We start from the raw sequence: 13,739 nt of genomic DNA, 5'->3' as shown, positions 1-13,739 counted from the left end.
TAAACAACTCCGCTCGACTTGCATGTATTAGGCACGCCGCCAGCGTTCGTCCTGAGCCAGGATCAAACTCTCCATTAAAGACCAACCGAAATTGGTTTATAGAAAGAGCGATAAGCTCATTTTGAAACTGACGAGATAAAAATATCTCTTGTTTGATTTTGCGAACAAAATCATTTTACTCACTCGTTGTTCAGTTTTCAAAGATCAAACCTGCATAATGTCTCACTTTGCTTCAGCACCGCATCTCAGCGGCGACTTAAATAATATATCATGTTTTCTACGTCTTTGCAACACTTTTTTTTCAAGAGAATTTTTTAATCAATTCTGCCTTGTTTTCGTGTTGCTAGCTATCTTGTAAAAGACAGCTATAAGAATATACCACATAAATACACTAAATAGCAACACCTTTTTTTAATTCTTTTCTCATCTTTAAAATCTGTGCATTTAAATAAAGAGACCATTATTCCCTACAAGCAGAATAACAGTCTCTTTAACATTCAATTCTTTCTCTTAATGACTAATAAAGGCGGGGCACTACTAGGCGGTCCTTATCCTTTTACATTTACCCATCTCAGTCCTTAATCCATGGATTTTTACGCGAACGAGCACTATAGGATGAGGAACGAGGTTCTCCTCCAGTTGAATTACGGGATTTTTGCTTCTTATTAGTAGCATTTTTACTGGAAACCTTGGCTTTGGACGTCTCTTCTTTGGATGTACTGCCAGAGTCGTCTCTTGATTTACCTTTACGCACGCTACGATCCTTTGGTTTAGAAGAAGAAACAACTTCATTTTGGGATGCAATAGTCAGATTTTCACCTATCTCCTGCGTTCCTGGAATTGCTGGTACTGACTGGACATTCTCTTCCCGGCATCCACAGTCTGGCATAAACATATAGGGTGTTGTATATCCCTCTAATGGATACACAGGTGCATTCCCATGCGCAAACGGATGATAAGGGGAATTCGCAGATTGTTGTCCTTGTAGCTGGCTATAGTCGGACATGTGCCCACCGGCAGGCAAACCATATTGAGGTCCTCCCCATGCCTGGCTCCATTGACTGCCCTGGACTGTACTCTCTGGATACTGCTGTGGATGCCCTTGATGGATAAATGGAGGATAAACAGGGTAGGATGCATTTTCAGACGCCTCATGACTCGGATAATATCCGGGGGGGCAGCAATCTGAATAAGCAGGATAAGGTGTTGGATGGGCATTTATGGGTGATGTCTGCACAGGCCCCCAGCACCATGGATGCTCACAGTCATGATGATAGCCCTGCTCAGAAACCACAGTAGGAGAGGCATGTTCTGCTAAGGAGGTATTTATAGGCGCATTCCCCAAAGTTTGAGGAGACCCAATCCCCGGATACCACGAGTTCGGCATTGCATTTATGTGTGGGCTATAATCAAATGTCGGCTGTTGTATTGGCCACTCGGAATTTACCATCGGCTCCGATTTTGTGCAGCCGCAAAACTTTTCAGCTACAGGTTGCTTCACAACAGTTGTAGGAAGCTGTGGCTTAGATGCAATCGGTTGGGTAACTATAGGTTGCATTTGAGGTGGAGCAGGTGGCGTAACTATGGGCTGCATTTGAGGTGGAGCGGGATTTACGGGTACCGTAGGAACTTCAGGCAGTTTTAATTCAGGAAGCTTAGGAGGATTCACTGCTTCTTTCGGCTGTGTCATCTCTTCTTTAGGGCTAGGCATATTCTCCGGCTTAGGCTGTGTCAACTCCGTCTTGGGCTGGGTAAGTTCTTGCTTGGTTGGGGATTCAGGTTTAGGTTGCGTCATCTCTTCTTTGACTGCGGTATTTTTTTTATTCTCAGTAAAATCAGACGTTTCTTCTTTGTAGTGTGGAATATTAACTGTTTCTCCAACCAAAAGTGCATTCGGGTTTTTAAGCTGGGAATTGGCATCAATAATTAGCTTAAGCGGTACATTCCACGCCTTGGACAACTTCCACAACGAATCTCCTTGCTTAACCTTGTGTTGATATACCGTTGACGGCTGTGTTTCCATCGTAACAGGCTCTGTCGGAATTTTAATTTTCTCGCCGACGCTCAACTGATTAGGGTCTGCCAATTGGGGATTGGCGGCAATAACTTTTTCCAGCGTCACATTATACTTCTGTGCCAGCAAGTACAGAGTGTCGCCTTTTTTGACGATGTGTATTTTCACAGGTCACAAACCTCCTAGACTTTCGTTCGGGCGGGATAAACGCCCGGCTTCTGTTATTACATCCTATGCACTTCCCGGGCGAATGACCCCATACAAACAAAAAAATCCTCTTAACCGAATACTCACGCGAGCATTCAGTTAAAAGGATTCGGTTTTATTTTAGTCCTGCCACACTTTGTAGCCATCTTGATCCACAATCTTCCGGAACTCAGCCAGGAGCTCCAAAGTCACTGGGCCAGCAACGCCGGAGCCGATTGTACGACCATCCACTTCATAAGCTGCAATAACTTCTGCCGCAGTTCCTGTAAAAAACACCTCGTCCGCAACATATACATCATGCAGTGTAAAAGGTTGTTCCTTAAGGGAGTATCCAAGCTTAGCACACAAATCGATAATAGCATTACGAGTAATCCCTTCAAGCGCTCCCAAATAGCAAGGAGGTGTATACAACACTCCGTTTTTGACAATGAAAATGTTGTCCGCAGAGCCTTCCGTCACATACCCTTGGGAATTGAGCATAATAGCCTCGCCTACACCAGCATAGTTAGACTGGATCTTTACAAGGATATTGTTGAGATAGTTCAATGATTTAATCTTCGGATTCAAAGCATCTGGGATGTTGCGACGCTGAGAGACAGAAATTGTCTTCAGGCCAGTCAAGTAAGCTTCTTCAGGGTAAATGGCGAGCTGCTCCACGATAATGATGACACTCGCCTTCGCACAACGAAGAGGGTCTAAACCTAAATTTCCTGCACCTCGGGATACAATCAGACGGATATATCCGTTACGCATGTCGTTAAGACGAATCGTTTCAGCCATTGCTTCCAACATTTCATCAGGAGACAACGGAATGTTTAATTGAATGGATTTCGCAGAATCATACAGACGCTCCAAGTGCTCCTTACATTTAAAAATATTCCCGTTATAAATACGAATGCCCTCAAATATACCGTCTCCGTACAAGAATCCATGATCATATACGGAAACCTTTGCGTTTTCCTTAGTCACATGCTGCCCATCCAGATAGATCCATTGTTCTGCCATTAAAACCACACCTCCGATTAATGTTCCTTTAAAATAGGTTCGATCGCTGCTTCAACATACTTGTAGCTTGGATAAGAGCCAAGAATACGTACATGGCATCCCAAAGCCTCGATCTCTGCAAAGGCTGCCGGAAGCAGAACGGAATGCAGAGATTCCAAAACTTCAATGTAAAAATAATAATTCCCCAATTGCTTTTTGGTCGGACGCGATTCAATACGGGACAGATTTAACCTGCGCCATGCAAATGCGGATAAAACCTGATGCAGCGCTCCCGGGAAATCCTGCGGCGGCGTGACTAAAATACTGGTTCGTTGACCTTCAGGCGTACCCGGGAGACTTATAGGTTGATGGCCGATCAAGACAAAGCGGGTAAAGTTGTTATCGTGATCCGTCACTTTGCTGGCCAAAATATCCAATCCATGTCTGGCAGCCGCAAGCTTGGTTCCGAGAGCGGTCCAGCCTTTACCGGGATTATGTTTAACAATTTCGACGGCTTCTGCCGTACTTCCTGCACTCTCCAGCTCGGCCTGAGGAGCAGAAGACTGTATGAATTCTTTACACTGGGGAAGCGCTACAGGATGAGACATAATTTTGACCACTTTGCTCAAATCCAGCTTGCCCAAATCCTTCGTAAATTCACTACGATGTCCAATAAGATTTTGAATTGAAGGATATACCCATTCCGCCTGCATTTGAATGTCTACTTCATGTACAAGCCAATCCATATGCAAACTTACAGAACCATCAATCGTATTTTCAATGGGAATTACACTATAGTCTGCCTGTCCCTTGTCTACTGCCTGAAATACGTCTGCAATATGCTTGTAAAACAGTAATTCATGGGGCGTATCTCCTAATAAATACTTAATCGCTTCATGAGAAACGGTCCCCTCAGGAAGAAGTGCAATTCGTTTCATATCATAAGTTCCCCTTTAATCATATCCATAAAAGGGAGTGTATTCCCTTCTGTATATACTTTAACTCCTTCACTCTCAGGGCGCAATTTTAAAACAGAAGCAGTGATCCCCTCTTTGTTCATGGTATCCGTTAAGTACTGCTCCAGCTCCACTTTCCGATTCTCCCGTTGATCCGTCAATGCCAGCAGCGTCGGTCCAGCCCCACTGAGAGCCACACCCAAAGCACCATAATGGTGCGCATCCTGCAGGATCTCTGTCATACCCGGCACAAGCGCCGCACGGTAAGGCTGATGAAGCTGGTCACGCATCGCTTCAGCGATTAAATCGGTTCTTCCCGACGCCAATGCTGCTACCAGCATGGAAACATGACTTATATTATATACAGCATCCTTCAATGATACTTGTGTGGGTAGAACCTCTCTGGCTTTCGACGTGGACAACTGAAAATCCGGAATAACTACCATAACCTCCAGATTAGAATCCGGTTCAAGCCGTAAATGCCTAGCATGCTCGCCGTCCCACATTGCTGTAATAATACCACCAAACAGGGAAGCTCCAACATTATCCGGATGTTTTTCAATGGCACTTGCCATGTCGAACAACTTGGAATCCGGCAGAGGCGAGCCAATCAACGTATTGGCAGCGACCAAGGCGCCCACAATAGCAGAAGCGCTGCTGCCCAAACCGCGGGTAAGTGGAATATCCGAGTACATCGAAATATCAAGCTCAGGAACAGATACACCTGCTTCCCGGAAAACCATTTGTGCTACCTTGAAAATCAGATTAGTTTTATCTTGGGGAACACCATTCATTTCATCTCCGTATAAATGAAAAGCCGTCAGCTCGGCCTCTTTCATTTCAATCCATGCATATAAGGACAATGCCATGCCCAATGTATCAAAGCCGGGACCCAAGTTGGCCGTACTCGCAGGCACACGCACTCTTGCTGTTTTTAAAACGGTCATACAGACAATTCCTCCTGCTTTTATTGACTATCCCTCTACTCGATATACGCTCTTGATGCGACGGATGACGTCCAAAGTTTCAAAATGCTCCAAAACCTTTTTCATGCTTGCTTTACTGGCTAAGTGAGTCACGATAATAATTTCAGCATCGGGGTTAACCTCATTTGGTTGCTGCACAACAGATGCCAGACTGACATCAAATTCGGCAAATACTTGCGTAATCCGTGCCAACACCCCTGCTTTATCATCCACATGCAGAAGCACGAAGTTTTTGAAATACACATCTTCGTCGTTACTAATTTTTTTGGGGTTGTAAGGAACGATGGCTTTAAGCCCATTGACACCAAGTTTGAGATTTTTCACTACAGCTACTAAATCGGCTACAACCGATGTTGCCGTCGGCATTTCACCTGCACCCGCACCATAAAACATGGTTTCACCCACTGCTTCACCATGCACATACACCGCGTTGAATACCCCGTTCACCGAAGCCAATGGATGCTGCTTGCGTACCATGGTCGGCTGAACGTTAATCGTAAATTCATCACCTTGGCGCTCTGCAATGCCGAGCAATTTCATTTCATATCCTAGTTTTTTAGCAAAAGCAATATCTTCACTGGTTACCTTTGAAATACCGCTGACACTTACATCCTTGAGCTCTACATTAGAGCGGAAACCCAGCGTGCCGAGAATTGCCATTTTACGGGCTGCATCCAGTCCTTCCACGTCTGAGGTCGGATCGGATTCAGCATACCCAAGCTCCTGCGCTTCCTTGAGAACTTCCTCGTACGAGGCCCCTTCCTGACTCATTTTTGTTAAGATAAAGTTTGTTGTACCATTCACAATCCCCATAATGCGGGTAATACGGTCGGAGGAGAAACCTTCAATTAATGTACGAATGATCGGGATACCACCTGCTACACTCGCTTCATAAAAAATATCACACTGCTTTTCCTGCGCCTTTGCTAATACTTCAGAACCGTGCAAAGCCATTAAGTCCTTATTTGCCGTTACGATGTGTTTACCCCGCTCCAGCGCTTCAAGAATGTACTCCTTCGTCTGATCAACGCCGCCCATAACTTCGATAATTACATCAATTTCAGGGTCCCGAATAACTTCCCATGGGTCCTCAGTAAGCTTGGTCGTCTCTACTTCAATGGAACGATATTTTTCTATGTTTTTTACAGCTATTTTTTCAATGATGATTGGTGAACCGACTTGTCTGCTCAAGTCTTCCTGGTTGCCTTCTACGATTCGAACGACTCCCGTTCCTACCGTCCCCAAACCTAACAATCCTACTTTGACCGGTTTCATCCATTCCCCTCCCGTGAACTTATATCTAATGAACTGTATTGCCTTATCCTTGCCCAATTAGGCGAACACGTTTGACTCCAGAGATATCTTCCAAGCCCTCCAGTAGAACACCCAACTCTTCACTGAGTCTGGACATTTCTACCGAGATGACTACGTTGGCTCTGCCTTGCAGTGGAATACTTTGCTGGATCGTCAGCACATTGCCTCCGAAATCAGCCACTCTACCAAGCACCCTGGACAACATTCCGGATTGATGCTCTAAATCAATAGAGATATTGACAATTCGCTCACGCTCCAGCTGGTTAACCAAGTGTATGCCATCCTTATATTTATAAAAGGCGCTTCGGCTTAGCCCAACTTGCTCCACGGCATCATGCACGGTTTTAACATCTCCTGAAGCCAGCAGCAGTTTCACCTGTATGGTCTTAACAATAGCTTCAGGCAAAATATCTTCCCGTACCAAGTAATAGCGCTCTTTCAAGAACGTCCTCTCCTCAAAGACTTATGTTTTTGTATAGAGGACATTATATCGAAACTCATGAAAATCGGCAAGCTAACAATGCAAAAAACGGCTACCGCCTTCTATAGATTTTCCTATAGTACAGTAACCGTTCAGGTTTTAGACATTTATTTAATTTTTAGTAGTAGCTGCTGCCTTCAACAAATTCGAACTCGAAATCAGCAATGCGTACAGATGTACCATCTTTGGCGCCACGCTTGCGTAACTCAGCATCCACACCCATGTGGCGTAACGTTCTTGCTAATTTCAAAATGGCATCATGCGAGTTCAACTGCATGCGCTTCATCATGCGCTCAATTTTAGGGCTCTGCACCACGAATGTGTCGTTTTCACGCACAATTGTAAAGCCATCGTCTTCTGCTGTATCCAGCTTAAATACCTTACGTTCATTAACTTCTGCTACTTCCTCAACCACCGGCTCGTCCGGTATTTGATCCAGTAAATCAGCAGCCCGGTAGAGCAGTTCCTTCACACCTTGACGTGTCAGTGAGGAAATAGGCATGATTTCAAGATCAGGACGTATAGAAGCAATCTGCTCTTTGAAGTGAGCCAGGTTTTCTTCAGCTTCCGGCATATCCATTTTATTGGCCGCCACAATTTGTGGACGCTCAGCCAATGCTGCATTATATTGCTTCAATTCGTCGTTAATTTTAGTCCAATCTTCAAACGGGTCACGTCCTTCGGAGCCCGCCATATCCACGACATGGATAATAATACGCGTACGCTCAATGTGCCGCAGAAATTCATGTCCCAGCCCAATACCTTCATGAGCTCCTTCAATCAAACCAGGCAAATCCGCCATCACAAAGTTACGATGATCACCCACATCCACAACGCCCAAATTCGGAGTAATCGTTGTAAAGTGGTATGCCCCAATTTTCGGTTTTGCGGAAGATACAACCGACAATAAGGTAGACTTCCCTACACTAGGGAAACCGACCAAGCCTACGTCAGCCATTACTTTTAACTCAAGTGTGATATAACGTTCTTGTCCCTCTGCGCCGTTCTCAGCCAACTCAGGCGCTGGATTACTCGGCGTAGCAAAACGGATGTTCCCGCGTCCTCCGCGTCCTCCTTTAGCTACGACGACTTGTTGACCATGACGTGTCATATCTGCTACCACTTCACCAGTATCATCATCTATGATGACCGTTCCCGGTGGTATACGTACGATCATGTGCTCCGCATTAGCTCCGTGTTGACTTTTATTGCGACCTTTCACTCCACGCTGGGCTTTAAAATGCCGTTGGTACCGAAAATCCATCAAGGTACGCAAACCCTCATCTACACGGAAAATTACGTCTCCACCATTCCCTCCGTCACCACCACCTGGGCCACCTTCAGGAACGTATTTCTCACGGCGAAACGCAATTAATCCGTCTCCACCGTCACCGCCTTTAACAAAAATCTTCGCTTTATCTACAAACATGGTTACACCTTCCTTATGTCTGGCACTGCATCCGAATTTGAAGCATTTCGCCCGTAGGGAGCTTCTCTGTTCGAATGCGTTCACTTCCGAGTACGGATCTGACCCGCTTTAAGATATTCAAATCCGCAGGTATGTCACTTCCTTCAAAACGGACGATAACATCATTCTGATCCATACCGAAAAAAAGTGTCAATCTGCGCACTTCTCCCCAGGACGACCGGCCCCCGCCATATTGATACGCACGCACCGTTTCTATGACGGCCGAGGCAAGCGACTCGCCGTCTTCGGGAGACATGACAGCGTCTAACTTTAACTGCTCCTCAACCTGTACCGACAACTGTAAATTACCGGCGTTCACGCGAAAAGACTGTAAATAAAACACCAGTGAGGGAATACCCAACTTAGATATTTTACTGTCTTCCGCCACGCGCCCTTTTATTGTTTCCACATAAGCAACAGATTTATCATGCTTATTCATACGAATATATCCATAAAGCACTTGCAAGTCATTCATCCAGTCATGCCGATGATGGTTAAGCATTGCAATCGCTGTACGCTCAAAGGAACGCAAAGCAGCTTTCCGCTCATACTCAACCTGTCTATGCGTATACCACATACCAAAGCATGCAGCAACTACAGACCATACTGCTAATAAGATAATCGTTAACACTTTAGGATAGAGCAGTGAAAAAACCAAAGGAATCAGAATGGAACCCAACGCCAGATAAGGCGCTCTTATCCGCTGGAACATGGCTTCTCTCCGTTCTGCGATAATTAAATGGATTATTAAAGAACCTTAATCCAGTATAGCACAGACTAACTTTCCAGTTCATTACCATCATGCAAAAAAGCCTCCGACAAAAGTGCCGGAGGCTTTTCAGCGTGTCTAAGCCGCTATTAAGCTTCTACAGTAGCTGCTACTGGAGCAACGTCGATCGGGTAGATGCTCACCTTTTTGCGATCACGGCCCCAACGTTCGAACTTCACAACGCCGTCCACTTTCGCGAACAGAGTGTCGTCCTTACCGATGCCCACGTTCGTGCCTGGGTGAATTTTCGTTCCGCGTTGACGAACCAGGATGCTACCGCCGGTAACTGCTTGACCGTCAGCACGTTTCACTCCAAGACGTTTCGATCTACTGTCACGTCCGTTTTTTGTGGAACCTACACCTTTTTTCGATGCGAATAATTGAAGATCCAATGTCAATTTCAACATGATGTCTACCTCCTTCTTTGATTATTTTCTATTTGAATATACTTACCGTATGATTCAGCAATACTTGTCAGCATAATCACCATGGACTCCAACAACAGTTGAACCTGTGCGTTCGCATCATGATAACTTTCAGGAGAAAGATACGCGCTTAAAAAGCCGTTTTCCATTTCCGTTTCCATCTCAACGTCCGTAAGAGCTCCAATCGAATTGACAGTTCCTACCGTTACCGCTGAAACGCCAGCACATACGATATCCTCGCCAGATTTAGCGAAATTCGCATGTCCTTTAACGGAAAACCCCTGTATGCTGCCATCCTCCAGTCGTGTAATACGCACGATAATCACTTATCGCACCCTCTTACGCTTGGATTTTTTCAATCGTCACTTTCGTGTACGGTTGACGATGACCTTGCTTCACATGGTAGTTCTTTTTAGGTTTGTATTTGTATACGATGACCTTTTGACCTTGACCATGCTTCTCAACTTTAGCTGTTACAGAAGCTCCAGAAAGAAGCGGTGTACCTGCTGTCAAGCCATTGTCGCCGGACACTGCCAGAACACGATCGAACGTTACAGTTTCACCATCATTAGCTTCCAACTTCTCGATGAACAATACGTCGCCCTCTTGAACTTTGTATTGCTTACCACCTGTTTCGATAATTGCGTACATTTGCTTGCACCTCCTTATGTCTCAGACTCGCCTAATAGCAGGTGGCAGATTCCCTTAGGATACTGCACTTCAGTACCTGATTGGAGCGGTTACAGCATGTGCAGCCAATCTTACGCATCACACATACTAAATGATTGTATCACAAGCTTTGTGCACATTCAACCTTTAGTTTTAAAATGATTTCTGGTTGCGCACCGCTCTATACGAGCGTCTTTTCCTCACGCACTTTTTTGCGGGTCATTTCCAGCAAACCTAACCGCGTCCAACCGACAACATAAGATTTGGTTCGATCCTTCTTCAATCTTGCTTCCAGCACAGAGGATACTTCCCGACGGTTCCCCTCTTGTTCCATGTCAATAAAATCAATGATGATGATACCCCCAATATCACGCACACGTACCAGGCGGGCAATCTCTTGAGCTGCTTCAATGTTAGTCCGGGTCACCGTCTCTTCCAGATTACTGCCTCCCGTAAACTTCCCTGTATTCACATCAATGACGGTTAATGCCTCCGTATGATCAATGACAATGTATCCGCCGCCCTGCAGCCATACCTTTCGCGCAAAATCGCGTTCCAGCTGCTCATGAATGCCATAAGCTTTAAAAATCGTTTCTTCTGCACCACGAAATATACTTACATGAGCTTTCGCAGGACCAATCTGTTGCAACATTATTTCTGCATCCTTTGCTTGCTCTTCACTGTCAATAACCAGTTCATCCTGTTCAGGTGTAAACACATCCCGAATCAATCGCTGAACAATACTTAAGTCCCGGTGTAATTCGCACGGAGCCGAGTGTTCACCAGCTTTACGCTGAATAGCCGCCCACTGCTTACGTAGTTGATTCAGATCATTTTCAATTGCCTCTATACTCATGTCCTCCGAAACGGTACGGATTATGAGTCCTTCCTCACTTGTGCGTAGCTGTTCTCCCATTGCTTTCAAACGGGTACGTTCTCCCTCGCGTTCGATCTTCTTGGATACGGCCACATAATCAGCACGGGGCATATATACGATCCAGCGACCCGGAAGTGAAAAATGAGTGGTGACCCTGGCTCCTTTGCTACCAACAGCCTCTTTTAATACTTGTACTACAATTTCCTGCCCCACCTTTAACACTTCAGAAATGGATGGCTTTACCTCCGGCTGCTTGTCCAAATGAGCATGAAGTACGTCATCTACATACAAAAAGGCATTCTTTCGCTGTCCAATATCAACAAAGGCGGCTTGCATACCTGGTAGCACATTGACCACCCTCGCTTTGAAAAAAGAACCTAGAATTCCCCGTTTTCGCGGCAGTTCAGCCGCATATTCAACCAATCGTCCCTCTTCCAACAGCGCCATTTGGGTCATCTGCTGCTGGCATTGTACAATCATTTGCTTCATGGTTTTTCAACCTCTCTGGATACAGCCTCTTCCTTAACTCAAAAAACATTATTTGGGCTTGGGTTCTCCACCATCTGGCGGGCGTGTCGCAAAATAAGAGCGAATAAGACGTTGCTCCGGCAGTACGGCTACAATCCGTCCCTGTTCATTCATAACATAAACCATATGATACCGATCTCTTCTGAAAAGACGCAAAATAGGTTCCAAATGTTTCACTGGCAGGGATACAATAGGTAAGGCAATACTTCCCTTAGCTACTTCGCGGTAAAAAAGCTCGTCCCTCCCCAGCAAAAACCGTATAAAACGGTAAGGGATATTCCGATAATCCACAATATTAGAATAAAGCAAAAAAATCCCTACCGCCAGCAGATTTAAATGCATAGGTCCATTTTGCCTTAACAATGGCGAAATACCATACATACAAAATAGCAGACTCGTTACGATACTGGCTCTAAAAGTCCACACTAATGTCCGGTGATAAGAAAAGGATAAGCTAATCAGCGCCTGCAATATTTTTCCACCGTCAAGTGGTAAAATGGGCAGCAAATTAAACAGTGCAATAACTGCATTCCCCTGAATGACATAATTTACATAATCATACTCCAGTCCACTCACATTTCTGAACCACAAAAGGATGATGATCATGATTCCGTTTTGCAGGGGCCCCGCTAGCGCAATGACAATCTCCTTCCACACATTCAGCTTCCCCTGATCTTCAATGACTGCCACTCCTCCAAAGGGTAACATCTGTATGGAAAGCACCCGCGCGCCCAATAACGAAGCAGCTGTCGCATGACCTAGCTCATGAATAAACACCAATGTAAATAAAGTTATGATCTCGATAAAATGTCCAGTTAATATAGAAGTCAGCATAACCAATACAAACAGTGGATGTAGTGATAAGGTCACCCCTCGGACATTAATCAATGGCTACCACTTCCGACGGGTCAATGTATTGATCCCCTCTCTGAACTGCCAGAAACAAAGTTGCCGCCTCGCTGCCACTGTGACTTGCTGGCAGTACACCGATCTCATCTCCCTCCTGAACCCAGTCGTTCACTTTTAAGGTAGAGCGGGAAAGCCTTCCGTAAGTTGCTGTGATACCGCCAGTGTGTCGAACTGTAACCGAAATCCCGCTTTTGGGATGATTTAATATGTCTAATACTCGTCCTGCATCTATACTTTTAACAGCGATTGCCCCGTTGTCAGTGACATTCGGCGTAATTTCTACCCCTTTAAGGCTCAGTACAAAAGGCTGTGTTATAGTGCCTTCAATCGGTGGAGATCCCTTTCGACTTGCATCTACCCTGTGCGTTTCATGCTCCTCGCCAAAAATCGGCAAAAAGGAAGGCGCTCCGTCAAAATAAGTTTCATACCATTGTCCGGCGGCTGCAAAATCCATATCCTTATTCAAGGCATCCGCAATAAACATTCTCAAATTCACTGCATAGGGAATATCCCAACGAAACATTCCCCATATCATTCCAAATAACACCGTTGCTATGACAGATCTTCGCCAAAAGGAAGTCCAAAAAGACGGACCACGATTCGTCCCAAAAGATTGTTGCCAGCGTTGCCGCTCATTTTTCCACTCGGTTTCTGGGTCTCTGGGCGAGTTGGCACTGATTATAGGCATCGACTTCATATCTTTATCCCCGTGCCTCTTCTGATATATGCCAGAGGGATACGTCTCCGCTTTGCTTCCCGCGATTAGCTGCTGTATACGTTCTTCTCTGCGCTGCTTGATTCCGGAATTTTTATTCATCCTGTTCAGCCCCCTCAGCGAGGTATGTTTGATACATCTTATGAGGACGGGCTTCAACTTATGTTGTCCGGTTCGGGATTACGTACCTAAAAATCAAAAAACCGGTGCTAGCGCACCGGTTATGTTTTGTATTTATGATATTTATGTAGTGATCCTAAATTTTAAGAAACCGTATTAAGGAAATTTAAAAAACAAACCAAAAACACTTAAATAAGATTATTACTTATTTAAGTGTCTAGTATTACAAATGAATACTACTACAGCTCCTACCTTAGAACCAATGGAAAATCCCATAGGAAGTGTGGAAGCAATTTACCAGCCATAACTTCCTGTTT

At 45.0% G+C, this 13,739-nt stretch carries 14 protein-coding genes, 1 rRNA gene and 1 other annotated feature; all 15 genes read right to left on the bottom strand.

What is annotated here, in order from left to right:
* Positions 1 to 78: ribosomal RNA gene (locus AC5ELV_RS15935) — 16S ribosomal RNA — on the bottom strand; the annotation flags it as partial.
* Between the two features lie 493 nt (positions 79 to 571).
* Positions 572 to 2,182 (bottom strand): LysM peptidoglycan-binding domain-containing protein, encoded by a 1,611-nt coding sequence (locus tag AC5ELV_RS15930; protein ID WP_493430942.1) that lies wholly within the window; start codon positions 2,180 to 2,182, stop codon positions 572 to 574.
* A 159-nt stretch (positions 2,183 to 2,341) separates the two neighbouring features.
* Positions 2,342 to 3,226, bottom strand: a complete 885-nt coding sequence (gene ilvE, locus AC5ELV_RS15925) for a branched-chain-amino-acid transaminase (protein WP_493430941.1) — start codon at positions 3,224 to 3,226, stop codon at positions 2,342 to 2,344.
* Between the two features lie 17 nt (positions 3,227 to 3,243).
* Positions 3,244 to 4,143 carry a prephenate dehydratase gene (gene pheA / locus AC5ELV_RS15920; protein ID WP_493430940.1) on the bottom strand — a complete coding sequence of 300 codons (900 nt, stop codon included), beginning with the start codon at positions 4,141 to 4,143 and terminating at the stop codon, positions 3,244 to 3,246.
* Complete coding sequence (gene thrB, locus AC5ELV_RS15915) at positions 4,140 to 5,108, bottom strand: homoserine kinase (protein ID WP_493430939.1); 969 nt, start codon at positions 5,106 to 5,108, stop codon at positions 4,140 to 4,142. Before thrB ends, pheA begins: the two co-directional genes overlap by 4 nt.
* A 27-nt stretch (positions 5,109 to 5,135) precedes the next feature.
* On the bottom strand, positions 5,136 to 6,422 hold the full coding sequence (locus AC5ELV_RS15910; RefSeq protein WP_493430938.1) for a homoserine dehydrogenase: 1,287 nt from the start codon (positions 6,420 to 6,422) through the stop codon (positions 5,136 to 5,138).
* A gap of 43 nt (positions 6,423 to 6,465) precedes the next feature.
* The gene (locus AC5ELV_RS15905) at positions 6,466 to 6,903 is read right to left on the bottom strand and encodes an ACT domain-containing protein (protein ID WP_013311587.1); all 438 of its coding nucleotides are present in this window, start codon (positions 6,901 to 6,903) and stop codon (positions 6,466 to 6,468) included.
* Positions 6,904 to 7,060: 157 nt separating this feature from the next.
* Entirely contained in the window at positions 7,061 to 8,371 is a 1,311-nt protein-coding gene (obgE, locus tag AC5ELV_RS15900) for a GTPase ObgE (RefSeq protein ID WP_061828806.1), read from the bottom strand.
* Between the two features lie 13 nt (positions 8,372 to 8,384).
* On the bottom strand, positions 8,385 to 9,122 hold the full coding sequence (locus AC5ELV_RS15895; RefSeq protein ID WP_493430937.1) for a Spo0B domain-containing protein: 738 nt from the start codon (positions 9,120 to 9,122) through the stop codon (positions 8,385 to 8,387).
* Between the two features lie 146 nt (positions 9,123 to 9,268).
* Entirely contained in the window at positions 9,269 to 9,586 is a 318-nt protein-coding gene (gene rpmA, locus AC5ELV_RS15890; RefSeq protein WP_013311590.1) for a 50S ribosomal protein L27, read from the bottom strand.
* A 5-nt stretch (positions 9,587 to 9,591) separates the two neighbouring features.
* A complete protein-coding gene (locus AC5ELV_RS15885) occupies positions 9,592 to 9,930 on the bottom strand; it encodes a ribosomal-processing cysteine protease Prp (protein ID WP_013311591.1) in 339 nt (112 codons plus the stop codon).
* Positions 9,931 to 9,943: 13 nt separating this feature from the next.
* Positions 9,944 to 10,255 (bottom strand): 50S ribosomal protein L21, encoded by a 312-nt coding sequence (rplU, locus tag AC5ELV_RS15880; RefSeq protein WP_013311592.1) that lies wholly within the window; start codon positions 10,253 to 10,255, stop codon positions 9,944 to 9,946.
* Between the two features lie 13 nt (positions 10,256 to 10,268).
* Positions 10,269 to 10,356, bottom strand: a sequence feature (ribosomal protein L21 leader region).
* A gap of 98 nt (positions 10,357 to 10,454) precedes the next feature.
* Positions 10,455 to 11,639, bottom strand: coding sequence for an Rne/Rng family ribonuclease (locus AC5ELV_RS15875; protein WP_493430936.1), 1,185 nt, complete (start codon positions 11,637 to 11,639; stop codon positions 10,455 to 10,457).
* A gap of 48 nt (positions 11,640 to 11,687) precedes the next feature.
* The gene (locus AC5ELV_RS15870) at positions 11,688 to 12,566 is read right to left on the bottom strand and encodes a M50 family metallopeptidase (RefSeq protein ID WP_493430935.1); all 879 of its coding nucleotides are present in this window, start codon (positions 12,564 to 12,566) and stop codon (positions 11,688 to 11,690) included.
* Positions 12,559 to 13,404 carry a peptidoglycan DD-metalloendopeptidase family protein gene (locus AC5ELV_RS15865; protein ID WP_493430934.1) on the bottom strand — a complete coding sequence of 282 codons (846 nt, stop codon included), beginning with the start codon at positions 13,402 to 13,404 and terminating at the stop codon, positions 12,559 to 12,561. Before AC5ELV_RS15865 ends, AC5ELV_RS15870 begins: the two co-directional genes overlap by 8 nt.
* Positions 13,405 to 13,739 lie beyond the last annotated feature (335 nt).

The organism is Paenibacillus sp. NMA1017 (genome assembly GCF_058895805.1).
Note: the sequence above shows the minus strand (reverse complement) of the source record. Positions and strands in the feature narration are given on the sequence as shown.

Coding starts and splice junctions, on each gene's coding strand:
- AC5ELV_RS15895 (WP_493430937.1), bottom strand. CDS start 9,122: ATGTTCCAGCGGATAAGAGCGCCTTATCTGGCGTTGGGTTCCATTCTG.
- ilvE (WP_493430941.1), bottom strand. CDS start 3,226: ATGGCAGAACAATGGATCTATCTGGATGGGCAGCATGTGACTAAGGAA.
- AC5ELV_RS15910 (WP_493430938.1), bottom strand. CDS start 6,422: ATGAAACCGGTCAAAGTAGGATTGTTAGGTTTGGGGACGGTAGGAACG.
- AC5ELV_RS15875 (WP_493430936.1), bottom strand. CDS start 11,639: ATGAAGCAAATGATTGTACAATGCCAGCAGCAGATGACCCAAATGGCG.
- rpmA (WP_013311590.1), bottom strand. CDS start 9,586: ATGTTGAAATTGACATTGGATCTTCAATTATTCGCATCGAAAAAAGGT.
- AC5ELV_RS15865 (WP_493430934.1), bottom strand. CDS start 13,404: ATGAATAAAAATTCCGGAATCAAGCAGCGCAGAGAAGAACGTATACAG.
- obgE (WP_061828806.1), bottom strand. CDS start 8,371: ATGTTTGTAGATAAAGCGAAGATTTTTGTTAAAGGCGGTGACGGTGGA.
- pheA (WP_493430940.1), bottom strand. CDS start 4,143: ATGAAACGAATTGCACTTCTTCCTGAGGGGACCGTTTCTCATGAAGCG.
- thrB (WP_493430939.1), bottom strand. CDS start 5,108: ATGACCGTTTTAAAAACAGCAAGAGTGCGTGTGCCTGCGAGTACGGCC.
- rplU (WP_013311592.1), bottom strand. CDS start 10,255: ATGTACGCAATTATCGAAACAGGTGGTAAGCAATACAAAGTTCAAGAG.